This is a genomic window from Amycolatopsis taiwanensis DSM 45107, from assembly GCF_000519205.1.
In the GTDB taxonomy this organism is placed as follows: Bacteria; Actinomycetota; Actinomycetes; order Mycobacteriales; family Pseudonocardiaceae; genus Amycolatopsis_E; species Amycolatopsis_E taiwanensis.
This window is the reverse complement of the sequence record NZ_JAFB01000004.1, coordinates 404769-428564: the sequence shown is the minus strand read 5'-3', so window position 1 is coordinate 428564 and position 23796 is coordinate 404769. Positions and strand designations below refer to the sequence as shown.

The following is a 23796-nucleotide window of genomic DNA, read 5'->3' as shown; positions in this document are numbered from 1 at the left end:
AGGTGCGCAACAAGTCGCCGAAGCCTGGCGGGCAGGCCGCCAGTCGAGTCGATTAGTTCGACGGGGACCATGCGGGCGCGTACCGCGAAGTTGTGCGCAGCGGCGGCCAAGCGGGATGATGCAGAACCGGGCGAGCGGTGGCAGCTCCTGCAACGCGACTACGGCTCTACGACGCCTTTCTCGAACGACTCTGATCGCAATCAGCCGATGGCGAGGACGGTGGCACGCTGCTGCTAGAGCTGCACCAAGGCTCCTTCGGTCCAGCAGCCGGTGGTGAGCAGGGCGGCTTCTTCTTGCGGCTGCCCGAGAAGTTGGACGCCGAGCGGGAGCCCGGCGTCGGTGCGCAGGCCCGGCACGGTCACCGCGGGCAGCCCGAGCGCCTGCCAGGCCCGGCTGAGCGCCGGGTCGCCGGTGGACGCAAGCCCCGCGGGCGCCGGGCCCGTCGCGGCCGGCCCCAGCACGGCGTCACAAGATGCCAGGAGCGGCGCCAGTCGCCTTCGCGCTTCGGCCACGGTTTTCCGGGCTTCTTCGTAGTCATGATCCGAGGTCTCCGCCCCGGTCTGGAGCAGTCCGGCCAGTTGGGGACTCAACTGCGAGACGACGCGCAACTCGGTCGCGCGCTCGCGGGCGGCCTCGTAGGCCATCATGACCGGATGGGCCGCCGTCACCTCGGCGATCAGCTGTTCCTCGGGGAACTCCTCGATCACCGCGCCCGCGGCGGCCAGCCGTTCCCGCGCCGTCTCCAGCGCGCTCCGCATCTGGAGACTGACGACGCCCAGTGGCGCAGCGGTCCACAGCAGCAACCGCGGCGGCCGGCTCATCGGCCGCGCGGGATCCGCCGCGCCGGTCAGCGCGGACCAGGCCAGCGCGACATCGGAGACGCCCGCGGCGTACACCCCGTGACTGTCGAAGCTCGGGCTCAGCCCGGCGACCCCGGTTACCGGGAACCGGCCGTGGGTCATCACCAGTGACGCGACACCGCAGTACGACGCCGGGCGGGTAACCGATCCGGCGGTCTGCGACCCGAGCGCCAGCGGCACCTGACCGGACGCGACCGCCGCGGCCGAACCGCTGGAGGACCCGCCCGGTGTGTGGCCGGGCGCGGCCGGGTTCTGCGTCGGGCCGGGAGCGAAGAAGGCGAACTCCGTGGTGACGGTCTTGCCGGCCGGCACCGCGCCGGCCCGGCGCCACGCGGCCACGATCGCGGCGTCAGCCTCGGCCGGTGCGGCATCCGCGCGCAGCGGCGAACCGCATTTCGTCGGCAGGCCGGCGACATCGATGATGTCCTTCACACCGAGTGGCACACCGCCGAGCGGCCCCGCCGCGGCGGCCGGGTCGGGTGCGGGGTCCAGCGCGACCCAGGCCCGCAGTTCCGGCTCGGTGGCCGCGATCCGGGCCCGGCACTGTTCCAGCGCGTCGGCGGAAGTCGTTGTGCCCGCGGCGAGTTCGCCGGCGAGTTCGCGCAACGACCACGGTTTGTTGGTCACGCGGCACCCCACTCCGCCTCGGCCACCCAGTAGTCCATGCCGTTCGCGCTCACCCCGTGGCGCCACTCCGAAGTTCGGCGCAGCAACGGTTCGACCTCGGCCGTCACGGCGTCGGCCGCGTCGGGCCCGTCCTCGGGCACCTGCCAGTGGACCCAGTTCAGCTCGCGTCCTTCAGCGTCGTGGACGAAGAGGTCGACGTGGCGCCAGCCAAAGCCGTGCGTGTCGTTGTAACAGGTCAGCGTCATCCGGTGGCCCTCACCGGCCTGTGCTGGCATCACGCGGTCACCTCCAGGTTGTGGAACCGGCGCTGGAAGTAGACCAGCGCGCCGCTGTCCTGTCTGATCAAAACCTTTTCGACCCGGACGAACAACACCGAGTGCGAGCCCTGGGTGTGTTCGGACATGATCCGGCCGATAACCGAAGATAGCGCGCCGCGCAGGACCGGGACACCGTCTGTGTCGAGGTCCCAGGGCCCGTCGGCAAAGCGTTGGGACGTCGGCACGTTCGTGGCTCCGGCGAAGTGCATCGCCAACGCCTCCTGGTCGGCGCCGAGCACGTTGACGCAGACCCGGCCGTTGGCCAGCAGAATGCCGTGAGACCGGCTCGACCGGTTGACACAGACGAGCATGGTCGGCGGGGAGTCGGTCACCGAACAGGCCGCGCTCACGGTCATCCCGGCCCGGCCGTTCGCGCCGTCGGTCGTGACCACGCTGACCGCGGCCGACAGGTTCGCCATCGCGGCGCGGAACTCGCGCTGGGGTCGGGTCAGCTCGGACACGATTCCTCCTTCGGGCGGGGCGCGAGTGTTCGGGTGTTCTCGCCTGACGTTAGGTGAGCCGGTCACCGCCGGGATATCGAGACTTCCCCGGGCTCGACTGAGGATTTCCCCTACGACCCTTTGTGTGTCAGGTTCCGCTACCCGCACCGCCACGCAAGGCGCTTCGAAACAGTCTCTAGTCCGCGAGGGGCAGTGTGAAGCCGAAGCGTGAACCGCCCTCCTCCCGCCGCCGCGCCCAGATCGTTCCGTGCTGGCGGGTGATGATCCGGTAGCTGAGCGCCAGGCCGATGCCGCTGCCGTGTTCCTTGGCGGTGAAGGATTTCTCGAACGGGTCGTGGGGGAGTCCGCGGCCCTGGTCGTCGACGGTGAGCACCCCGACGCCCTCGCCGGCGCGCGTGGTGATCGTGAGCTGCCGCCGTTCGGGCTCGCAGGCGGCCATCTCGTCGATCGCGTTGAAGCAGAGGTTGAGCACCACCTGCCCGGTCAGCACCCGTTCGCATCGGACCTCGAGCGGTTCCGGGTGGCGCCGCACCACCACCCGGACTCCCAGTGGGGCCGCCCGAAGCCGGACGAAATACAGGCACTGCTCGACCACCTCGTTGAGGTCGACCACCTGCCGGACGTGTTCGAGGTGGCCGACGAACGCGCGCACCGCCTCGACGATGGTCCTGGCCCGCTCGATCTGCCGCACCGCGCTGTCGATGCCGTAGACCAGATCCGCGGAGCCTGCCCCCGTTGCCTGCGCGCGCGCCCGCACCCCGGCGAGGAAGTTGCCGGCGGCGGCGAGCGGTTGGCCGAGCTCGTGGGCGATCGCCATTGCCATGTCGCCCATCGCGGTGTAGCGCGCCAGGTAGTTTTCCCGGTGCAGCTCGCGTTCCCGGCGCATCTCCTCCTGCACCCGGCCGGAGACGTCGTGCAGGATCATCAGCAGGGCCTCGCCGTCCGCCTCCTGCAGCCGCTCCAGGCTGCCTTCCAGCCAGACCGGGTCGCCCTCGTCGCGCGGAACCTCCAGCTGGACCGCGGTGGTCGGGCGAGCCCGCTGAAGGACCTCCGCCCAGGTGGCCGCGCGACCGTCCACCCGCAGCCGGCCGTACGCCGTCAGTGGGCCGAGCGGCTCGTCCGGGTCCGCCCCGATCAGCGCGACCGCCGTGTCGGTCGCGAACCGAAGCGCGCCGGTCGCGTCGAGCATGAGGGCGACGGTCGAGGTGCGGTGCGCGAGGGCATCGACGTAGGAAGTGGTCAGCCGCAGCTCGCGTTCGATCTCCTGTTCCCGTTCGATGTCGCGGAACTGCACCATCACCGCGGGGCCCTGGGCGAGTTCCACGCGCATCGCGACCGCGTCGGTCGGGATCACCCGGCCGGTTTTGGTGCGGTAGTCCCACTGGATCCGGCTGGCGCCGTTGTCGACGGCCTCCTGCAGCCAGGCCCGGCCGATCACCCGGTCGTACTGCTGGGCCGAACTGCTCATGTGGTTCGCCTTGAGCGGCCTCAGTTCGGTGAGGCTCCAGCCGAGCATTTCGCACGCCGCCGGATTGGCCCACAGGATGTTCTTGGTGGCCGCGTCGTGCACGAGCACGCACATCCGGCTGGCGTTCATCATCGCCACGAAATCGTTCGCGGTGAGTTCGGGCGCGCGAGGGTCGACGTGCATCCAGTCAGCGTAAGTCCGGCGTGAGAACCTCGCGCTGAAGAAATCCCCTACGCGGGCGCCAGGCAATACCAATACCGCGTGCCATGGTGGCTTCGTAACGTCGGGAACCACTGAAGGAACGACGAGGAGCAGCAATGGTGCACACCCGCCAGGCAGGACCGCCGGCCGCAGGCAGCTCCGCGAGCGGCGCCGTCACCTTCGACGAGGTTCTCGCGGAGCTGGCCGAGCGACGCGTGGAGTTCCGCGAGCAGCGCTACGTTTCGCGGGACTTCGTCGCCCGGCTCAAGCAACTCGGGCTCTACCGCGCGTCCACCCCGGCGAAGTTCGGGGGCGAACCGTTGCCGCCGGCGGAGTTTCTCGACCGGATCGAGCGGATCTCGGTGGTCGACGGCTCCACCGGGTGGGTGGCCAGCTTCGGCTCCTCCCTCGTCTACTTCGCCGCGCTTCCCCTCGAGACCCAGGCCGAGCTCTACGCCGACGGACCGGACGTGGTCTTCGCCGGTGGCCTCTTCCCGGTCCAGCCGGCCCCGCCCACGGAGCGCGGTTTCCTGGTCAACGGGCGCTGGAAGTTCGCCAGCGGCTGCATGGGAGCGGACATCCTCGGGGTCGGCATCCCCGGCGACGATTCCACCGGCGGCAAGCCGCGCACCGCGCTGCTCCGCCCCGAGCAGGTCGAAATCGTCCAGGACTGGGACGTCGTCGGCATGCGCGCCACCGGTTCCTTCGACCTGGTCGTCCGGGATGTCGACGTGCCGCGGGAATGGACGTTCATCCGGGGCGGGCAGCCCACCGTCGACGAGCCGCTCTACCGCTACCCGACCATCGCGTACGCCGCGCAGGTGCTCGCCGTCGTCGGTGCCGGTGTCGCGCGGGCCGCCCTGGACTACGCGGAGGAAGTCGGCGCTGGGTATGCCGGCGTCACCGGCGCGCCGAAACTGGCCGACCGCGCCTACTATCGCACCGAGATCGCCACCGCCGAGGCCGCGCTCCGTTCCGCCAGGGCGTGGTTCTACGAGTTGAGCCACAGTGTCTGGGAGACGGTCGTCGCCGGGGATGCCGTCACCGACGAGCAGAACGCCCAGCTCCGGCTCGCCTCGGCCCACCTGGCCAAGACCTCCTCCGACGTCGTCGGCAGGCTCGTCGAGATCTCCGGGACCGCACCGATCAACCAGAACCACCCGCTGCAGCTGTTGCTCGGCGACGCCCTGGTTCCCAAGCAGCATGCTTTCCTTGGCCCCGCAATGTATGACGCAGCGGGCGCCGTCCTGATGGGACAGCCGCCCACTACTCCCGGTTTCCGTTAAGCCAAGCCAGATCCGCGACTGCAAAGGAGGAGACCGGCATGAGCGCACAGCCGCTGCGCGTGCTCTTCTGCATCGGCATCAACCAGAACTTCTTCGACCTGCCGAGCGATGGCATCGGCGTCGGCGACGTCTGGCAGGCCTTCGTTTCGATGATGGACCAGCTCAAGGCGCTGCCGGGCGTGACCTTCATCGGGGACCTGGACGACGACGCGCACATGGTCGGCCCCTCCGACGGCTGGCCGTGGACCTGCTACATCCTCGCCGACGTCGACACGCAGGAAACCGTCAAGGCGGCCTGCAATCTCTTCCGCACCACGCCGGTCGGCGAAAGCGAGGCCAAGCTCTGGAAGTTCGCGAAGATCGAGGCGCGCATCGGCCGCGCTCTCACCGTTCGCGAAGACGTCACGCTTCCCACGGAGAACTCTCGATGACCGACGACATCTCCGGCGCCGCACCCGCCGACCTGGTTTTCGGCGACCGGGTGGCCGGCCGCCTCTACACCGATCCCGAAATCTTCGAGCAGGAGATCGCCAAGATCTTCGAGCGCACCTGGGTGTGGGTGGCGCACGAAAGCGAACTGCCCAAGCCGGGCAGTTTCAAATCGACTCATGTCGGCCGCCAGCCGGTGATCGTGACCCGCGACCGCAAGGGCGGCCTGCACACGCTGCTCAACCGGTGCCGCCACCGGGGCGCGAGCATCTGCGAGAAACCCAAGGGCCAGGCCAACGGTTTCACCTGTCCCTACCACGCGTGGTCTTACGGCCTTGACGGGACGTTGCGTGGCATCCCGTACCCCGATGGCTACGAAGGCGTCGTCGACAAGCGCGACCTGTCGCTGAAGAAATTGCGCACCGAGGTTTACGGCGGAATGGTCTTCGCGACCTTCAACGACGACGCCGAGCCGCTCGAGGAATTCCTCGGCGACGCCAGGCCATGGATCGACCGGTTCATGAAGCAGGGCGGCGGCTATCCGATCAAGGTCCTCGGCAAGCACCAGTTCAAGTTCTCGGGCAACTGGAAGATCCAGTTGGAGAACACCACCGACGGTTACCATTTCCCGATCGTGCACCGGTCGTGGATGGCCTCGGTGGACGCCGAGACCGCCGACATGATGTCGTTCATGAAGGATCCCGAGGCGATCACCCACGACCTCGGCAACGGCCACAGCGTCATGCAGATGGTGCCCGAGCACTCCGACCTCGACGCCGACGACGGCAGCGAGGCGCTTCAGGGCCGTTTCGACCACCTCGTCGAGGAGCTGTCGAAGACCCTGGACCCGGGCCAGGTTCGCAAGCTGGTCCGCGCCATGCACGGCACCGGGTTCAACCTCAACCTCTTCCCCAACGTGTCGATGTCGGCGGCGTTCTTCCGCGTGCTCCGCCCCGTCGCGGTCGACGAAACCCGGATCGAGCACGTCGCGATCGGTCCGGATGGCCCGCCGGAGGTCGACCTCGTCAACCGCGAGCGGCTCCGTATCCACGAGCATTTCCAGGGCCCCTTCGGGTTCGGCACCCCCGACGACGCCGAGGGGTGGGACCGCGTCCAGCGCGGCGCACAGGGCGCACCGGAAATGCCGATCATGGTGAACCGCGGACTCGGCCGGGAGAAGCCGAGCCCGGAAGGCTGGCCGACTTCCCACGTCACCGACGAGACCGGCATGCGCGCGGCGTACCACAAGTGGAAGCAGATGATGAGCGATGACTGAACCTGTGCTCGCCACCCCGATACCGACCACCGACCCGCGCGTTGCCCGCGCGATCGACCTGGTCTGGCGCGAGGCGGAATTGCTTGACCGTAAAGAATATGCCGTCTGGAACGGCCTGTACGCCGACGACGGGATCTACGTCATCCCGATCGACCCGGAAACCGAGGATTTCGCCGCGACGCTCAACATGGTCTACGACGACGCACGCATGCGGGAGATGCGCGTGCGGAGGATGACCGAGGGCTACGCCATCGCGGCGGTGGATGCCGCCCGGACGGTGCGCACCGTCTCGCGGTTCGTGCCCGAGTCGGTCACCGACTCCGAAGTCGTGCTGCGCTCGGCACAGGTGCTGATCGCCTACAAGCGCGGCCGCCACGACATCTGGGCCGCCGACCTCCTGCACCGGATCCGCCTCTCGGACGAGGGCCCGGCGAGCGACCAGGTCGCGCTGAAGGTGGTCCGGCTCGTGGACAGCGAAGAAGCCGTTCCCGCCGCGGGGTTCCTGCTATGACCGCGAAGGCACAGGTCGCCGTCGTCACCGGAGGCGCCGGCGGGCTGGGTGAGTACATCGTCCGCCGCCTGCATGCCGATGGCTACCAGGTCGCGGTGGCCGATCTCGACGGCAGCGCCGCCGCGGCACTGGCGAGCGAACTCGACGGCACCCGCGCCACGGCACGGGGATATGCCGTCGACGTAAGCAGGCGCGCGGCCTTGGAACAACTGCTGGCCGACGTCCTCGCCGATTTCGACGACGTGCACGTCCTGGTCAACAACGCCGCCCGCACCCAGGCCAAGCCGCTGATGGAGATCACGCCGGACGAACTCGACGCCGTCATGGCCGTCAACTTCACCGGCACCTTCGCCGCCTGCCAGATCTTCGGCACCTACCTGGCCCGGCAGGGCTACGGCCGGATCGTCAACCTGGCGTCGCTGGCGGGCCAGAACGGCGGTACCGCGACCGGTGGCCACTACGCGTCGTCCAAGGGCGCGATCATGTCGGCGACCAAGGTCTTCGCCCGCGAACTCGCTCCCCGGGGCGTCACGGTGAACGCGGTCTCACCCGGCCCGCAGGACAGCCCGATGGTGCGCTCGATCGTCGGCGAGGAGAACCTCGAAGCCTTCTCCAAGAACATCCCGGTCGGACGGCTCGGCGACCCCGCGTTCATCGCCAAGATGGTCGCCTTGCTCGCATCGCCGGACGCGGCCTCGGTCACCGGCGCCTGCTGGGACGCCAACGGCGGCTTGTACATGCGTTAGCCAATGATGGCTTGGTTTGCGTAGCGGTGCCGGAGCGGAACCCGAGACGGTCCCTGGCTCCGGGATCGCCTCCTCATGAATGTCCAATTCACCACGTCGGCGCCGTCCTCACCAGGAACCGCCTCAGAACCCGCGGCGGTGCCGGTTGGCGGCCCACAGCAAGCGGCTTCGCCGCTTTACAAGCACTAGGCGGTGGAGTGTCGATGGCGAACATCCTGGTTCGGGTCGCGGAGATCGTCGACGAGACCGCTGACATCCGGACGTTGCGGCTGGCACGCGAGGACGGCGAAGCGTTCGTCCCGTACCGGGCCGGCGCGCACATCGACGTCACCGGTCCGACCGGACTGGTGCGGCAGTACTCCGTGTGCAGCCCGCCCGAGGAGACCTCGTCACTACTCATCGCGGTCAAGCGTGAGCCCGGCTCGCGGGGCGGCTCGGTGGCGCTGCACACGGTGTCCGTCGGTGACCACCTCAAGGTCAGCGAGCCACGTAATCTGCTGACGCTGGCCGACGACGCGGACCGGCACGTGTTGGTCGCCGGCGGGATCGGGGTTACCCCGCTGCTCAGCCTGGCCTACGAACTGCACCGGCAGGGGGCCGAGTTCGAGCTTCACTACTTCGCCCGCTCGCGGGCGGAAGCCGCCTTCACTGACCTTTTGGAGCACCGGGCCGAGTTCCGTGACCGGGTGCACCTCCGTTTCGGCGTGCCCCGCTCCGGACAACCCGCCGTGCTCGCCGATGTGGTCCCCGCGCTGACGCCGTCCAGCCACGTCTACACGTGCGGGCCGGAGGGCTTCATGGATCAGGTCGCGTCGGTCTTCGCGCCCGTCGTGGGTGAGGACCACGTCCACGTGGAGCATTTCGTCGCCGCCGAGATCGACACGAGCGGGGACCAACCCTTCACGGTCGAACTCGACACCGGTGAGGTCTTCGAGGTTCCCGCCGACAAGTCGATTCTCTCGGTCCTGACGGAGAACGGCATCGAAGTGTTCTCCTCGTGCGAGGAGGGCACCTGCGGCTCGTGCGTTTCGGGCCTGCTCGAAGGAAAGGCCGACCATCGCGACAACTGTCTCTCCGTGGCCGACAAGGCCGGGGGCGACCAAATCGCCCTGTGCGTCTCCCGCGCGTTGAGCGACCGGCTGGTGATCGAGCTGTACTGACCCGGCCACCAGCGCGCCCCCCGCACGCCCAGAGTCATTACGCTTCTCAAGTGAATGGACTCGGGGAGGCAAGCGATGGCCGGGCTGGCTTATGGAAGCGGTCGGCAGGCGCTTCTTGAAGCGGCGATCCGTGTCGTCGCGAGGGAGGGGTTGCGCGGACTGACCTACCGCGCGGTGGCGGCCGAGGCGGGCGTCACTCACGGGTCGGTCCGATATCACTTCGGCGACTGGAACACCCTCGTCGAAGAGGCACTGGTGTTCTGTGCGGAACGAAGCGTCAAGGGCGCGGAGCTGACGTCGGATCAGCCCGGGTTCGAGGAGTTCGCCAGCGGGCTCGTCTCCCTGGTCGCCGCCGCTCCCGAGGCACAGGCATTCCAGTACGAACTGACGCTGGAGGCACGCCGCCGCCCCGAACTGCGCTCCGCGATGGAGCGCGTCAACGACACCTACCGTGCCGCCGTCCACCGGGAACTGGCCCGTAACGGCCTCACCGATCCCGACTTGGCGGAGGTCGTCTTTGCCACCATCGACGGTTTGGTGTTTCACCAGACGGCCTTCGGGAACACCGCCCGCACTGAGCGGGCCGTCAACGCCCTGCGCTCGCTGCTGAGCGCCAGTGCGCGCGCCGAATAGTGCGGTGCTTTCAAAAGGCGCCAGACGCCTCGGGTGGAGACACGGACTTCGGCATGTTGGTTCGACGGCTTCGCTGACGATAAGGGATTCCTTCAATCCGGTCGGGGAAATCTCCACTGGAGGAGCACGAAACCCGTTCTTACGTTTGTGAAGCGCAGGTGCGCGGATCCTTGGGAGCGCACCGGCCGACCGGTTCTACGCCCGCCGACCGAAACCCGACAAGGATCCAGCAATGACCGCGAGCACCGTCGCTCCCGCCCGCCGTTCCAGTTTGGGCCGCCTGGCCTTCGCCAGCGGCGTCGGCACCTCTCTCGAGTTCTACGACTTCGCGATCTACGGCACGGCCACGGCGCTGGTGTTCACCGACACCTTCTTCCGCACCAACGATGCCTGGTTCGGGACCTTCATGGGACTGGCCACCTTCGGCATCGGCTTTCTGATGGCCCCGATCGGTGCGGTGCTTTTCGGGTGGATCGGCGATCGCTACGGCCGGCGCCGCGCGCTGCTGTTCAGTTTCGTGGGAATGGGCGCGGCCACGCTGTTGATGGGGCTACTGCCGACCTACGCCCAGATCGGTGTCGCGGCGCCGCTGATGCTCGTCTTCCTCCGCCTCATACACGGACTTTGCCGCGGCGGTGAGACCGGGGGAGCGGCGGTGTTGGCGATCGAGCACGCTCCGCCGGAGAAGCGCGCGCGATATGGCGTGTTCACCGCGCTCGGCTCTCCGGTCGGCTCGATCCTGGCCAACGTCGCGTTCGCCCTCGTGCTGTTGGCACCCGCGCAGAGCGTCCAGAGCTGGGGCTGGCGGCTGCCCTTCCTGGTGGGTGGGGTCGTACTGGTGATCGGCATCTGGATCCGCAAGGGCGTGGCGGAAAGCCCGGTGTTTAAGGAGATGAAGCGCCGGGAGGGCGAGAAGCTCCGGCGGCAGGCGCCCGTGGTCCAGGTCTTCCGGACCAACTGGCGCCGGGTCCTGCTCGCGGCCGGCGTCAACATCGGGCTCAACTCGAGCACCTTCGCGCTGTCCATCTTCATGCTCTCGTATGCCACCGCACCCGCACCCGCCGGTCTCGGCCTGCCCCGTCAGTCCATTGTGAACGGCAGCATCGCCGGCCTGGTGCTGCACGGCGCCGCGAACGTCCTGGCCGCGCTCCTGTCCGACCGGATCGGCCGCCGCCCGGTGATGATCGGCGGCGCGCTCGCCTCGATCGCATCCGCGCTCGGCATCTTCCACCTCGCCCAGCAGGGCACGGTGACGTCGGTGAACATCGCGATCATGATCGGCTTCTTTACGACCGGCCTGCTGTTCGGCCCGATGTACACCTACTTCACCGAACTCTTCCCGCCGGAGCAGCGGCAGACCGGCATGGGCATCGCGTTCCACACCGGCGCGGTCCTCGGCGGCGGCATCTCGCCGATGATCGCCAACCGGATCATGGCGAGCACCGGCAACGCGCTGAACATCGGCTACTACCTCGCCGGGGCCTGCCTGCTCACGCTGATCTGCCTGTTCATCCTGCCCGAAACGGCCCCCGCCCGAACCCGGAACTCGGACGCTCGAACCCGGAACTCGGAGACCTGAACCCGGAACTCGGACGCTCGAACCCGGAACTCGGACGGCCGGTCCGGTATGGACACCGACCCGCTTCGCCGGAACGCGCACCAGCGACGCCATTGTTCCCCTTGTGTCAGTTCGGCTCCGGGATTTCGGTCAGCTGGTGCCAGCCTTGGGGGGTGAGGGCGTGGGCGGGTGTGCCGGTGGGGGCGAGGCGGTGCCACAGTCGCGGTGCGACGAGCAGGCAGGCGGTGATGGCACCGACGGGGAGGGCGGTGGCCGGGTCCGAGCGGATCGGGAGTAGTTCTTCCGTGCTGCCCGAGTACCAGCCGCGGCGGGTCGTGGCGTCGAGTAGTTCGCGCAGGATGGCGCCGCGGCCTCGGCCCACCTCGGCGTGGCGGAGGATCGCGGTGAGCAGGGTGTGTGTTCGGATGCCGGGTTGTGGTGAGGGCAGTGGTTCCGTCGGTTCACCGCAGGAGACGGCCAGCCAGCGGTGGACGAGGCCGGCGCCGGCGAGTTCGGCGTTCACGGGTTCGACGAGGCGTGGGTTGAGGTCGATGTAGCGGGCCTGGCCGGTGGCCTCGTCGAGGATGGCATCGGCGGACAGCGGGCCGTGCCAGTGCAGCGTCGCGCCGAGTTTCGCCAGGTGTTCGTGGACGTCGGGGAGCAGGAGCGATTCCTTGGCCGATGCGCTGCCCTGTACGCCTTCCCGTTTCCGTACGCAGGTGTGGATACCGGCCAACCCGCCGTGGTCGAAGAGTGCCTGAACCATCAGCAGCGGGCCAGAAACGGGTTGCTGCACGAGGACGGTGCCGCCGGCGCTGAAGGTGTCCTTGATGGCGGGGAGGGTGGCGATGCGGCCGAGTTGGTCGACCGTCTCGGCGAACCACACGCCTCTGCTCGAGGTGGCGACGGGCAGTTTGACGTAGGCGGGCAGTCGTTGGCCGAGCAGTCCGCGTTCGTCGGTCACGAGTGCGGTGTCCGGTTGGGGCAGGCCGAGTTCGTCAAGGAGCCGGCTGGCCGCGGCCTTGTCCTGCACGGTGCGGACCGCGGCGAAGTCCGGCACCGCCAGCCTGGTCAGTTCGGTGAACTCGTCGCGGTAGCGGGCCAGCGCGACGAGTTGTTCGTGGGTGGGCAGCAGGACGTCGTAGGCGCCCTTGGTCAGCACGTCGCGCAGGGAGTCGAGGTAGCGCAGCGGGTCGGCCGCGAACCGCGGGCTGGGGTGGCGGCGTCGCACCCATCGGGACAGCGCGGTGAGGGAGAAGCCGCCGCTGTCCATGACATCCACCTCGTGCCCGTGCCAGCCGAGGACGGTGAGTACTTCCCGGGCGGAGTTGCTGGACGCCTCGGTGAGGAGGATGCGGTAGCGCGGGAGGTCAACCATGTGTCACTGCTTTCTGTCGTTGTTTCGGTTGACGCCGGGCCAGGGCGCCGAGCACCAGCGCCAAGCCGCCGGCCAGCCAGAACGCCAGGATCGACGTCCACGCCGAGCGGTAGTTCCCGGTCCACTGCAGGACGAGGCCGAAGGCGGCGGGGCCGATGAAACCAAGGCACCGGTTGACCGTCTCGAAGATGCCGATGTACTCGGGCACACGATCGGCCGGCACCAGCTGGATGAAGATCGAGCGGGACAGTGCGTAGGTGCCGCCGACCACGAAGCCGGCGGTGACGCACAGCGTCATGAACGCGGAGAACGACCGGTCCGGGATCAGCGCGCCGGCCACGATCACGGCGACCCAGACGGCCACGATGCCCAGCAGGATGCGGCGGCCGCCGTAGCGCTCGGCCAACCGGCCCGCGGCGATCGCGCCGGCGAAGGCCACGAACTGGACCAGCAGCACGGCGGTGACCACGTTGTCTTCGGCGAGTTCGAGCTCGATCGCCGCGTAGGTCCCCACGAGTGAGGTCACGCTCTGCAGTCCGTTGTTGTAGAGCAGGAACGCCACCAGGAACCAGGCGGCGGCAGGGTGGTTCCGCAGCTGCCGGACGGCCGCGAACAGCGCCCGATAAGCCCTGCTCTCTTCGGCCGACACGACCGGAGGCGGGGTGCCGTAGCCGCGGAGCAGCCACACCGAGACGGTCCCGAACACCAGCCACCACAGGCCGGCGGCGAGCATGATGATCCGCACCGCGTGCGGCTCGGTGAGTCCCCAGTCGGCGTGGTTGGCGTACACGACCAGAGCGACCGTCAACACCGCGGCGCCGCTGAGGAACCCCGCCGCTGACGCGTAGGCGGAGGTCCGGTCCCGGTGTTCCGGGGGCGCGAGGACCGGCAGGTAGGTGTTGGCGACCGTGATCGAGCCACCCAACGCCATCGTCGCCACTACGTACAGTGAGCCGCCGAGCCCGTAGTCGGTGTCACCGATCCAGTACATGCCGATCGTGGCACCGGCCCCGCAGGTGGACAGCGTGCCGAGGAGCAGCCCCTTGTCGTGCCGCCTGGTCAGCACGGCGGCCGAGGGCAACACCAGGACCTGCAGGAACACCGACAACGCGACCAGGTACGGGTAGAACGAACTGGCCAGCACCGGGATCCCCAACGGGTGCAGGTACCCGTCGCCGTCAGCGGCGCGCTCGCCGACCTCGGTGATGAATGGGCCGAAGAAGATCGAGGTCACGGTCGTGGTGAAGACGGAGTTCGCCCAGTCGTAGGCGTACCAGCCCACCCGGCCACCACGCCGCCCCTCATCGTCAGTAGCAGTCACATCAGCCCCCGAGTTCGATACTTTGAGTATTGAATACCGAAAGTATGCTAACCTCAAGATCATGAAAGCGGAACAGGAGGGGCCCACCCCCCGCACACCCAGGGCAGAGGTTCGGCGCCGGCTACTGGCCGCCGCGACCGAGGTGTTCGCCGAACGCGGGTACGTCGACAGCCGGCTCGACGACATCGCACACACCGCCGGGTTCACCAAGGGCGCGATCTACTCGAACTTCGGCAGCAAACAGGGGCTCTTCGGGGCGGTCCTCGGCGAACGCGCCGAAGAGGAACGCGTCACCCTCCTCAAGGAGCTGCGCGACGATCCCGCCTCGGTGCCCGGCCAGGCCGCCAGGGTCATCACCCGGCGGGTGGTCGACGACCCCGAACGGGGCCAGCTCGGTCTCGAGTTCGCCGCCCGCGCGGCCCGCGACGAGCAGGTTCGGGATGTCCTCACTCAGCTGCGACGCACCCAACGCGACGCGGCCGCCACCTCGATCGCCGAGGTCACTGCCCACAGCGGTCTGCGCCTGACCGTCGCCCCGGAAGTAGCGGCGCTGATCCTGCACTGCCTCACCAACGGCCTGTCGATGGAACACCTCGCCGACCCGGAACAGGTCGACGCCGAGGCCGTCGAGTCGGCCATCGCCACCACCATCGCCGCCCTGACCGTCCCGCCGGAGCAGGACTGATGCCCGCGAAGATTCGAGCCCTGCTCGCGGCCGTCGTCGTGCTCGGCCCCGTTCTCGCCGCGTGCGCCGGGTCGGTCGACGACGCGGCGCCCGAGACCCGAACCTTCGGTCCGGTCGATACCCGGCTGACCATCACCAAGGACACCGGCCGCCTCGACGTCCGCACCGGCGACGTCACCGAGATCACGGTCACCCGATGGCTGGCCGGCGACCCCGCCAACGTGACCTGGGAACGCCGGGACAACCAGCTCACGCTGGCCACCGACTGTGGCTTGGCCAACCCGTGCGAGGTCCGCTACGAGGTGCTCGTCCCCCACGACACCGCCCTGACCATCACGGGCGACAACGGCCCGATCACCGTCGAGAACATCACCGCCGACCTCGACCTGACCAGTACCAGCGGAGACCTGCGCGCCACCGGCATCACCGCCGCACGCGTCCGGGCCAGCGCCGAGAGCGGCCAGGTCGAGCTGTCCTTCGCCGGCGTGCCCGACGACGTCACCGTCACCACGCAGAACGGCGCCGTGACGGTGACGACCCCACCCGCCGACTACCGGGTCACGACCGACACCGACAACGGCGAGGTCCGCAACGGCATCCCGAACGATCCGAACAGCGCCCACGTGATCTCGGTCCGGACCGACAACGGCGCCGTCACGCTGCGCACCGCGGCACAGTCATGACACGCCAGATGTCGGCCCCGCTCCACACCGTGTCCCCGCTCCACACCGGCGTGTCCCCGCTCCAGGTCAGCGAGTTCCGGGTTCAGGTCAGCGTGTCCCGGGTTCAGGCTGGCGAGTTCCCGGTTGAGGCCAGCGAGTTCCGGGTTCAGGCTGGCGAGTTCCCGGTTGAGGCCGGCGTGTCCCGGGTTCAGACCGGCGTGTCCCCGGTTCAGGTCAGCGAGTTCCGGGTTCAGACCGGCGAGTTCCGGGACAACTGCTGGATCACGCGATCCAGTTCGGGAGGATCTTGCCACCGTCGAGGGTTGCGCATGCCGGCACGCCGGCCTCCGGGGCGCTCTTGTAGACCCTGGTGCTCGCCGGTGCGCACACGATGGCCGTCATGCCATGGGTGTCGTCGGCGAAGACCTGACGTTGCGCGTCCGCGGGCATGATCACGGTGTCACCGGAGGTGACGGTGACCGTCTCGTCGGCGAGGTTGATCCGCGCGCCGCCGTCGAGCACGGTCCACACCTGGTCGGTATCGAAGGCGTGCAGTGGTCCGGCGGCTCCAGGTGTCATGTCCACCCGCCACACCGATTGCCGGCTGCCACCCTGGGTCGGTGATGCCAGCGTGGTCATCACGGCGTTGGGGGTTTCTGTTCGACGGCTGTCGGCGTTGAGAATGACTGGCATGACCTCAGCTCCCAGTAAGGTAGACAACGAAGTTGTCCATATAGTCAACCAGGTTGTCTACCATGTCAAGTGACCCGCCCGGCTACGAACTGCCGCTGCTCCTGTTGTTCGGGTTTCGCAGCCTGATCGACGATCTGCACGCCGAGCTGGCGCGCCAAGGGCACCCCGACGCACGCCCGATGCACGGGTTCGTCTTCCAGGCCATCGGCCACGATGGCACCACCGCGGTCGAGTTGGGTCGCGCGCTCGGCATCTCCAAACAGGCCGCCGGCAAGACCATCGATACGCTGGAACGACTGGGCTATGTCTACCGCGAGCGTGATCCCCAGGACGGCCGCCGGATGACGGTGCGGCTGACCGACCGCGGTGTCGACTCCCTGGTCAAGTCGGTGCGGATCTTCGACCAACTGCGCGCGCAGTGGGCGAAAACCCTGGGGGCCGAGCGCCTTCGCGCCCTGGAAGACGACCTGCGCAAGGTAACCCCACCCGACGCGGCACGGCTGGACATGCCCGGCTGGATCACCACCTCCTGACCACGGCTTGGCCGGTAACGGTGGTGACGCGCACGTGCGGGGCACACCTCATCGGGCGCTTCGTGTTCCCAGGGCCCGGCGGGTGATGGCGCGGAATTGCCACACCGTGCGATACAGGTCGAATGCGCGTCCGGGAACGCGCAACATCGCGGGTGCCACGGTCACGGCGCCCATGGCCAGCGGAGGCGTGATGAATCGGCAAGCACACGAACCGTCCGGGATGATCGCCGCGGTGTCCGGGGCGCTGGGCACGGTGCCCGGTGCCGACACGGTCCGGAAGGCGGCCGACGAGGTGTTGAGCGCACTCGGCCGGATCTCGCCCGGCTCGCGGCGCACGGCGGTGTATGCGGGCGTGGGTGTGCTGGGCGTTCTCGGTGTGGTCAGCTGGCCGGCCGCCGCCGCGGTGGCCGGGGTGGTCTGGCTGACCCAGCCGAGACCGAAGTCGTCGCGGCCCGGCGACCCGCGGAACGGGCAGGCCACCGGCGACCGGGTGCGGGCGTCGAGCGGGCGGGCCGCCGCGGAGCCGAGTTCCGGCCGGTGAAGGTCGTCGAGGTGGTGACCGGCGTGGGTGGGCGGGTCGCCGTGGGGACCGCGGCGGTGGCCGGTGCCGCGGCGCGGGTGGGTCGGGTGGCCCGCGACGTGGTCACCGGCTGTGCCGAATGGTGGCGGGCGGGTACCCGGCTGCACGTGCGGGTCGGCGTCGATCCCGACGTGTCGGGCCGTGACCGGGCGAGCCTGGACAAGGCGGGCGCGCTGGTTGCCCGGGCCGTGGCGCAGCGCCCCGATGTTGTTGCCGCTCATTGGGATTGCGGGCTGACGCGGTTGGTCGTGCGGCTGGCCGAGGGCGCCAGGACCGGCGCGGTGGTGGACGAGGTGGCCGTGGTGGCGGCCGACCACGGGCTTGTCCTCGATGGCGACACGGCCGGCGAGGTGCCGCACCCCGGTGAGGTCAGCTCGGCGCGGACCGCGGCCGCCGGGCTCGTGCTGGACGCGGTGGGCATCGTCACCGCGGTCCTGACCCGGGCGGCACGCTTTCCCCGCACGCCCCAGTGGATCCCGGCGGCGGTCACGGTGGTGCGGGAGGACCCGCGCATCAACCGGTTGCTGGGCGCGCGGTTGGGTCGCACCGGTGCCGAGCTGGCGCTGGCCACGGCAACGGCCGCGGCGTATGGGGCCGGCCAGTCTCCGATCACGCTCGCGCTCGACGCCGGGTTGCGGGCGAGCCAGCTGGTGGAGGCCGTGACACGCGTGGCGGCGTTCGAGGCCGCCCACGACCGGCTTTGCACGCCGAACCGGCTGACCGTGGGTGGCTCGGTCGCCCGGCCGGTACGGGAAACACCGGCGCAGCGCTACGCCACGACGGCGGTGTCCGCCAGCGCGCTCGCCGCGGGGGCGACCGCCGTGGTCACCCGTGCTGCCACCGCGCCGGCCGAGGTGATCCTGGCCGGCTCGCCGAGAGCCGTTCGCTACGGCGAGGCCGGCTTCGCCGCCGGGCTGGGCACCGTGCTGGCCCGCAGCGGTGTGCTGGTGCGCGACGTGGAACGGCTCCGGCTCCTGGAGACGGTCGACACGCTGGTGCTGCATCCGAGCGCGCTGGCCTGCGCGGGGGAACCAGACCCGTTGGCCGAGGCGCTGCTCGACGCGGCCCGGCGCGCCGACCTGCACGTGATCACGATCGAGGACCCGGCGCTGGGGGAGTTCGCGAATCTGGCCGACGAGGTCGTCCCCGCGGCGGAGCCACTGGACGAGGTGATGCGCCGAGCGCGGGCCGACGGTCACGTGGTGCTCACCGTGGCCCGGGTGCCGGCCCGCAACGATGACGGCCACCCCGCGGAGGCCGACCCCGAGGCCCTGGCCGCGCTGTTGGGCAGCGACGTCGCCGTCGCCGTCGTGGACGAGGGCGGTGCCGTGGCGTGGAGCGCGGACCTGCTGGCATCCGGGTTGCCCGGGGTGTGGCGGGTGCTCGCCGCGATCCCCGTGGCGCGTGCGGTCGGCCGCCAGTCAAGGGCCCTGGCCAGGGCCGGTGCCGTGTTCTCCGGACTGCTGTTGGTCACCGACGGCCGCGCCCGGCCCGGGCTGCCGTTGCCACGGGAGTTGCGGCTCAGCCCGGTCAACACCGCGGTCGCGGGCGCGTTGCTGGTGGGCTGGGGCGGCGCGCTCCGGGTCGCCACCCTCGCGCCATCCGCGATCGCCCCACGGGTGCCTTGGCACGAGCTGAGTGGCGCCGAGGCGGTGTCGCGGTTGGCCGGGCACCCGAAGCGGGCGAACACCGCGCTGTCCCGGGCAATTGTCCATCGGCTGACGGCTCCGGCGCGGTGGTCGCTCCGGGCGGCGGGTGTCGTGCGGGCCGAGCTGAGCGACCCACTCACACCGGTGCTCGCGGTGGGTGCCGGCGCCTCCGCCATCGTCGGGTCCACTGTGGACGCCGCGTTGGTGACCGCGGCGATGGGGATCAACGCCGCCGTCGGCAGCGTGCAGCGGCTGCGGGCCGAGTTCGCGCTGGCCGGGCTGGCGGCAGGCCAGCGACAGCGAGCACGGCGGGTGACCGACCCGGATACGGCCGCGTGCACGACCATCGATGCCACCGCGCTCCGGGTCGGCGATGTGATCGCGGTGGAGGCCGGGGACGTGGTGCCCGCCGATGCCCGCCTGATCGAGGTGAGCGGCCTCGAAATCGACGAGTCCGCACTGACCGGCGAGTCGCTGCCGGTCATCAAGCAGGCCGAGGCCACCCCCGGTGCGCCCGTCGGCGAGCGTCACTGCCTGGTGTTCGAGGGCACCACCGTGGTGGCCGGGCACGGCACCGCGGTGGTGGTCGGGACCGGGGAGCAGACCGAGGCGGGCCGGGCGGTCGCGCTGGCCTCGCGCACCCCGCCGGCTCAGGGCGTCCAGGCGCGCCTGCGGGAGCTCACCCGCACGGCGGTGCCGTTCACCGTGGTCGGCGGCGTCGCGGTCACCGCGCTGTCACTGCTGCGCGGCCGCCCGGCGCAGGAGGCCGTCAGCGGTGGAGTGGCGGTCGCGGTGGCCGCCGTGCCGGAGGGCCTGCCGCTGGTGGCCACCGTCGCGCAACTGGCCGCCGCCCGCCGCCTGAGCAGGCACGGCGTGCTGGTGCGCAACCCGCGTGCGCTGGAGATGCTCGGCCGGGTGGACACGGTGTGCTTCGACAAGACCGGCACACTCACCGAAAACCGCCTCCGGGTCGTCCGGGTGACCGGAGGAGACGGCGCCCCGCTCGGCGTGACCGAACCCGGCGCGGACCCGGTGCTGCGTGCCGCGGCCCGCGCCTGCCCCAAGGACCACAACGGCGAGGCCGACCACGCCCACGCCACCGACGAGGGTGTGCTCGCGGCCGGGCCGCCCGACCCGGACTGGACCCAGCTCGACGGACGTCCGTTCGAGGCCAGTCGCGGCTACGCCGCCGCTGTCGGCTTCGCTGATGAGGAGATCCTCTTCGTCGTCAAGGGCGCGCCCGAAGTCGTCCTGCCCTGCTGTCGCGACACCGGCTCGGACTCCGCCCGAATCGCCGATCAGCTCGCCGCAGAGGGACTGCGGGTCCTGGCCATCGCGCAGCGCCGCGTGGCCGGCCAGGAAGCGGGGGAGGTCGCCGACCAGCCCCCGAAAGACCTGGAGTTCCTGGGTTTTATCGCCCTCGCCGACACCGCTCGTGCTGGTTCGTCGCGGTTGATCGCGGGTCTGCGCGCGGCCGGGACCCGGCCGGTCATGCTCACCGGCGACCACCCTCGAACCGCGCACGCCATCGCCACCGAACTCGGGTGGCCCAGCGAGGCCAGGGTCGTCACCGGCGGCGAACTCGCCGCGACGGACCGGAACGGTCGCGCCCGGCTGCTCTCCGGCGCCGACATCATCGCCCGCGTGGCACCCGAACAAAAACTGCAGGTGATCCAGGCGCTCGCCACGGCGGGACGCGTGGTGGCCATGGTCGGCGACGGGGCCAACGACGCCGCGGCGATCCGGGCCGCCGACGTCGGCATCGGCCTCGCCGCCCGAGGTTCGGCCGCCGCCCGCAACGCCGCCGACCTCGTGCTCACCACCGGCGAGGTGACCGAGCTGGTGGACGCGGTGACCGAGGGGCGCGCCCTGTGGCACAGCGTCGCCGACGCGATCAGCATCCTCGTCGGCGGCAACGCCGGCGAGGTGGGCTTCACCGTGCTCGGCACCCTGGCCTCGGGCAGGTCCCCGCTCTCCACCCGCCAACTTCTGCTGGTCAACCTGCTCACCGACATGTTCCCCGCCATGGCGGTGGCGGTCACCCCCAGCGACACCGGCACCCCCGCCGGGACGGCGGAGACCGCCCCCGTGGGGACCGCCCAGCTCGGCACCCCACTCAACGACCAGATCCGTCAGCGCGGCATCGTCACCGGGCTCGCCGCCACCACCGCCTGGGCCATCGGCACGCTCACGCCCGGCACCTTTCGCCGCACCAGTACCATGGCGCTCTGCGGAGTCGTCGGTGCCCAGCTCGTCCAGACCCTCACCGGCCGCCGGCACAGCCCGCTGGTCCTGGCCACCACCCTCGGCTCGGCCGCCGCCCTCGCCGGGATCATCCAAACCCCGGTGGTCAGCCACTTCTTCGGCTGCACTCCGCTCGGCCCGGTGGCCTGCGCGGGCGTCGGCGCCGCGGTCGCCGTCGCCGCGGCCGGACCGCGGCTGGTCCCGCCCGTCGAGCGACTGGTCACCGACCTGGCACCCCGGATCCAGGCAGCGCTACGACCGTCACGCGAAGTTGCGGGTTAGCCGCCGGCCGTCCGTACCTTGCCCGGCCGGACGAGGCTTTTCAACATCGCGGCCGCCAGCACGAAGAGCCCGGCTTCGACAACCAAGCTGAGGATGCCCAACGGTTCCAGCCAGTTCCCGATGTCGTCGCCGTAGCCGGGCAGGCCGGTTCCGCGGGAGAACAGGTAACACACCAGCGGACCCGCCGAGATACCCAGTGCCAGGAACCAGCCGAGCCCGACGAAGCCGGCGAGCAACAAAATCGCCGTCACGATTCCGGCGGCCTCCAGAACGTAGAAGAGGATACCGACGTAAGGCGGTGTCATAGACCCCGGAAAGCCGCCTTGGTCGATCACGTGAATCACCGATATCGCAACGGAAAGTAACGCGCCGATGCTTCTGGCCGCGAGGTTACGGGGTAGCGCCGGTTGTACTGTCTCCTGTTGCCTGTGCTGTCCTGACATCACACGCTCTTCCTCGTTGATGACGAACGGTTGACCGGATACCCGAAACGTTCGGCATGCACTCTTGGCGAGTGGCCAGGGCGACCGCCTACTGGATCAGCACAGCGATGAGGGCGGCCAGCAGCAGCCCGACGTAGGCCAGCGCGTGGAGACGGTCAGGCACGCGGGGCAGCAGCCGCCTGGCCACCGCGATCGTCGGCAGTGACCCGGCGAGGAGCAGCGCGCCCGCGAGGAGATCGACTCCTGCCGACCCGTCCGTGGCCGGGATGCTCAGGTACACGGTCGTCGCCACCAGGGCGACCGGCAGGCTCAACGGGTTCGCCATCGCCACGGCGTGCGCCATCGGCAGGCCGCGCCTGCGCAGCAGCGGCACCGTCATCACGCTGCCGCCCACGCCGAGGAAACTCGCCATGGCACCGATCGCGACACCGCCCAGCGACGCGGTCAGGGAACCCAGCGGGCGCGGAGACCCACCATGCAGGAACCCCCGCCGCACCACGCTGTCGATGATGGTGATTCCCAGGTAGACGGCGAACAGCAGGTGCAGCAGCCCGTCGGGGGCGGCGGTCGCGGCGGCCGCCCCGAGCGCTGCCCCGATCGCGACGTAGCCGGCCAGCGGCCAGAGGTAGTCACGGCGCAACCGGCCCGACCGGTACTGCGCGAGGGTGCCACCGGCGGCGTTCACGACCATGACTGCCACCGAGGTGCCCACGGCGACGTGCATCGCCGCCGGCCCGGACGCGGTGACGGCGTACACCACCGGCACGGTGACGAAGCCGCCCCCGAACCCGAAGAGCACCGTGGTGACACCACTGAGGCAACCGAACGCGACGAGGATGACCGAACTGCTCAGCACGTGTCTCGACCGTAGGCCGCAGGCCCGTGGCGGGCATTCGACGACAGGACGTCTTCTGTCGAGTTTCGGACACAACTAGCCTCGTGAGCGTGCACGACATCCACATCGACGAAGTCGACGGTCTCGACCGAGATGTCGTGGCGATCGGCACCACCTACCCGCCGGGCAGGCTCCTGCCGGCCCACCGACACCGCCGCGCCCAGTTCCTCTACGGCGTCACCGGGTCGATGAGGGTCGAGACCGCGGACGGCACCTGGACGGTTCCCCCGCATCGCGCGGTGCTGATCCCGCCCGGAATCGAGCACACCGTCCTCATGGACGGCGTCAGTACCCGCAGTCTCTACGTCGAACCCCTTGCCGTGCCCTGGTTTCCGCACCGTTGCCGGGTCGTCGAGGTCTCGCCATTGCTGCGCGAGCTGGTCTGTGCCGCCGTCGACATCGAGCCGAATTACGCACCGCACGGTCGCGACAGCACCCTGCTTTCCCTTGTCTTGCAAGAGATCCGCCGCTGTGTGCCCCTCCCGCTCGAACTTCCGTTACCCACGGACACCCGGTTGCGGGCGCTGTGCCGGAACTTCCTCACCCAACCTCGGATAGACGTTCCACTCGACGCGTGGGCCGCCAGTCTGCACGTCAGCGTTCGCACGCTGCACCGCCGGTTCGCGGCCGAAACGGGGACCGGCATCGCGATCTGGCGACGTCGAGCCTGCGTCCTGCACGCCCTGCCGAAGCTCGCCGCCGGCCGCCCCGTCGCCGAGATCGCCGCCGACCTCGGCTACGCGAACCCGGGCGCGTTCACCACGATGTTCAAACAACTTCTCGGCACCCCACCCAGCGCCTTCCGGGACCGGGGAGCCGCGATTGCACGAATCCGCCCCCACGATGGCGCGTGAATCTGGTAGATGTTGCGCTGATCAAAACCGCCCGTCAGACCCGA

General features: G+C 69.9%; 23 protein-coding genes. 14 read left to right on the top strand and 9 right to left on the bottom strand.

The genetic code is table 11. The annotated features are described in order from the left end of the window. Positions 1 to 233: 233 nt before the first annotated feature. The 4 genes from A3CU_RS0104640 to A3CU_RS0104625 all read right to left on the bottom strand — a co-directional run bounded on the left by A3CU_RS0104640 (position 234) and on the right by A3CU_RS0104625 (position 3916). A complete protein-coding gene (locus A3CU_RS0104640) occupies positions 234 to 1487 on the bottom strand; it encodes an amidase (protein ID WP_043840591.1) in 1254 nt (417 codons plus the stop codon). Next, a complete protein-coding gene (locus A3CU_RS0104635) occupies positions 1484 to 1762 on the bottom strand; it encodes a hypothetical protein (RefSeq protein ID WP_027941281.1) in 279 nt (92 codons plus the stop codon). The genes A3CU_RS0104640 and A3CU_RS0104635 overlap by 4 nt, the downstream gene beginning before the upstream one ends. Then, entirely contained in the window at positions 1762 to 2265 is a 504-nt protein-coding gene (locus tag A3CU_RS0104630; protein ID WP_027941280.1) for a flavin reductase, read from the bottom strand. The genes A3CU_RS0104635 and A3CU_RS0104630 overlap by 1 nt, the downstream gene beginning before the upstream one ends. Positions 2266 to 2440: 175 nt before the next feature. Further along, positions 2441 to 3916 (bottom strand): PAS domain-containing sensor histidine kinase, encoded by a 1476-nt coding sequence (locus A3CU_RS0104625; RefSeq protein WP_027941279.1) that lies wholly within the window; start codon positions 3914 to 3916, stop codon positions 2441 to 2443. Between the two features lie 134 nt (positions 3917 to 4050). Here A3CU_RS0104625 and A3CU_RS0104620 point away from each other — a divergent pair, with 134 nt between their 5' ends. From A3CU_RS0104620 to A3CU_RS0104585, 8 genes are all read left to right on the top strand, one after another. Next, complete coding sequence (locus A3CU_RS0104620) at positions 4051 to 5220, top strand: acyl-CoA dehydrogenase family protein (RefSeq protein ID WP_027941278.1); 1170 nt, start codon at positions 4051 to 4053, stop codon at positions 5218 to 5220. Positions 5221 to 5258: 38 nt separating this feature from the next. Further along, complete coding sequence (locus tag A3CU_RS0104615) at positions 5259 to 5651, top strand: hypothetical protein (RefSeq protein WP_027941277.1); 393 nt, start codon at positions 5259 to 5261, stop codon at positions 5649 to 5651. Continuing rightward, on the top strand, positions 5648 to 6925 hold the full coding sequence (locus A3CU_RS0104610; protein ID WP_027941276.1) for an aromatic ring-hydroxylating oxygenase subunit alpha: 1278 nt from the start codon (positions 5648 to 5650) through the stop codon (positions 6923 to 6925). Before A3CU_RS0104615 ends, A3CU_RS0104610 begins: the two co-directional genes overlap by 4 nt. Continuing rightward, positions 6918 to 7436: an aromatic-ring-hydroxylating dioxygenase subunit beta gene (locus tag A3CU_RS0104605; RefSeq protein WP_027941275.1), complete on the top strand. Its 519-nt coding sequence runs from the start codon at positions 6918 to 6920 to the stop codon at positions 7434 to 7436. Before A3CU_RS0104610 ends, A3CU_RS0104605 begins: the two co-directional genes overlap by 8 nt. Beyond that, positions 7433 to 8182 carry an SDR family NAD(P)-dependent oxidoreductase gene (locus A3CU_RS0104600; RefSeq protein WP_027941274.1) on the top strand — a complete coding sequence of 250 codons (750 nt, stop codon included), beginning with the start codon at positions 7433 to 7435 and terminating at the stop codon, positions 8180 to 8182. The genes A3CU_RS0104605 and A3CU_RS0104600 overlap by 4 nt, the downstream gene beginning before the upstream one ends. A 203-nt stretch (positions 8183 to 8385) precedes the next feature. Next, the gene (locus A3CU_RS0104595; protein WP_027941273.1) at positions 8386 to 9342 is read left to right on the top strand and encodes a PDR/VanB family oxidoreductase; all 957 of its coding nucleotides are present in this window, start codon (positions 8386 to 8388) and stop codon (positions 9340 to 9342) included. Positions 9343 to 9417: 75 nt separating this feature from the next. Beyond that, positions 9418 to 9975 (top strand): TetR/AcrR family transcriptional regulator, encoded by a 558-nt coding sequence (locus tag A3CU_RS0104590; protein WP_027941272.1) that lies wholly within the window; start codon positions 9418 to 9420, stop codon positions 9973 to 9975. 232 nt (positions 9976 to 10207) lie between these two features. Then, positions 10208 to 11554 carry an MFS transporter gene (locus A3CU_RS0104585; protein WP_027941271.1) on the top strand — a complete coding sequence of 449 codons (1347 nt, stop codon included), beginning with the start codon at positions 10208 to 10210 and terminating at the stop codon, positions 11552 to 11554. Positions 11555 to 11660: 106 nt separating this feature from the next. Here the strand turns inward: A3CU_RS0104585 and A3CU_RS0104580 are convergent, their stop codons facing one another. Together A3CU_RS0104580 and A3CU_RS0104575 are read right to left on the bottom strand one after the other, a co-directional pair. Beyond that, entirely contained in the window at positions 11661 to 12911 is a 1251-nt protein-coding gene (locus tag A3CU_RS0104580; protein ID WP_027941270.1) for an ATP-grasp domain-containing protein, read from the bottom strand. Beyond that, entirely contained in the window at positions 12904 to 14232 is a 1329-nt protein-coding gene (locus A3CU_RS0104575) for an MFS transporter (RefSeq protein ID WP_027941269.1), read from the bottom strand. The genes A3CU_RS0104580 and A3CU_RS0104575 overlap by 8 nt, the downstream gene beginning before the upstream one ends. A gap of 61 nt (positions 14233 to 14293) precedes the next feature. On the opposite strand from A3CU_RS0104575, the gene A3CU_RS0104570 reads away from it, so the two are divergent. Together A3CU_RS0104570 and A3CU_RS0104565 are read left to right on the top strand one after the other, a co-directional pair. Then, positions 14294 to 14917 (top strand): TetR/AcrR family transcriptional regulator, encoded by a 624-nt coding sequence (locus A3CU_RS0104570; protein WP_027941268.1) that lies wholly within the window; start codon positions 14294 to 14296, stop codon positions 14915 to 14917. Next, positions 14917 to 15600 carry a DUF4097 family beta strand repeat-containing protein gene (locus A3CU_RS0104565; RefSeq protein ID WP_043840589.1) on the top strand — a complete coding sequence of 228 codons (684 nt, stop codon included), beginning with the start codon at positions 14917 to 14919 and terminating at the stop codon, positions 15598 to 15600. Before A3CU_RS0104570 ends, A3CU_RS0104565 begins: the two co-directional genes overlap by 1 nt. Before the next feature lie 261 nt (positions 15601 to 15861). Here the strand turns inward: A3CU_RS0104565 and A3CU_RS0104560 are convergent, their stop codons facing one another. Beyond that, positions 15862 to 16272: a cupin domain-containing protein gene (locus A3CU_RS0104560; RefSeq protein WP_027941266.1), complete on the bottom strand. Its 411-nt coding sequence runs from the start codon at positions 16270 to 16272 to the stop codon at positions 15862 to 15864. A 62-nt stretch (positions 16273 to 16334) separates the two neighbouring features. Between A3CU_RS0104560 and A3CU_RS0104555 the strand changes: the two genes are divergently transcribed. The 3 genes from A3CU_RS0104555 (at position 16335) to A3CU_RS55075 (ending at position 21560) form a co-directional block, all read left to right on the top strand. Beyond that, complete coding sequence (locus tag A3CU_RS0104555) at positions 16335 to 16805, top strand: MarR family winged helix-turn-helix transcriptional regulator (protein ID WP_027941265.1); 471 nt, start codon at positions 16335 to 16337, stop codon at positions 16803 to 16805. Between the two features lie 190 nt (positions 16806 to 16995). Then, positions 16996 to 17346: a hypothetical protein gene (locus A3CU_RS54305; protein WP_052371440.1), complete on the top strand. Its 351-nt coding sequence runs from the start codon at positions 16996 to 16998 to the stop codon at positions 17344 to 17346. Then, positions 17343 to 21560, top strand: coding sequence for a cation-translocating P-type ATPase (locus tag A3CU_RS55075; protein WP_052371439.1), 4218 nt, complete (start codon positions 17343 to 17345; stop codon positions 21558 to 21560). Before A3CU_RS54305 ends, A3CU_RS55075 begins: the two co-directional genes overlap by 4 nt. Here A3CU_RS55075 and A3CU_RS43435 read toward each other — a convergent pair. Both A3CU_RS43435 and A3CU_RS0104535 read right to left on the bottom strand, forming a co-directional pair. Further along, the gene (locus A3CU_RS43435) at positions 21557 to 21865 is read right to left on the bottom strand and encodes a hypothetical protein (protein WP_211246337.1); all 309 of its coding nucleotides are present in this window, start codon (positions 21863 to 21865) and stop codon (positions 21557 to 21559) included. The two genes, A3CU_RS55075 and A3CU_RS43435, sit on opposite strands and share 4 nt — an antisense overlap. Positions 21866 to 22091: 226 nt before the next feature. Then, positions 22092 to 22859: a sulfite exporter TauE/SafE family protein gene (locus tag A3CU_RS0104535; RefSeq protein WP_027941264.1), complete on the bottom strand. Its 768-nt coding sequence runs from the start codon at positions 22857 to 22859 to the stop codon at positions 22092 to 22094. 89 nt (positions 22860 to 22948) lie between these two features. On the opposite strand from A3CU_RS0104535, the gene A3CU_RS0104530 reads away from it, so the two are divergent. Then, entirely contained in the window at positions 22949 to 23752 is an 804-nt protein-coding gene (locus tag A3CU_RS0104530) for an AraC family transcriptional regulator (protein WP_027941263.1), read from the top strand. Positions 23753 to 23796: the final 44 nt, after the last annotated feature.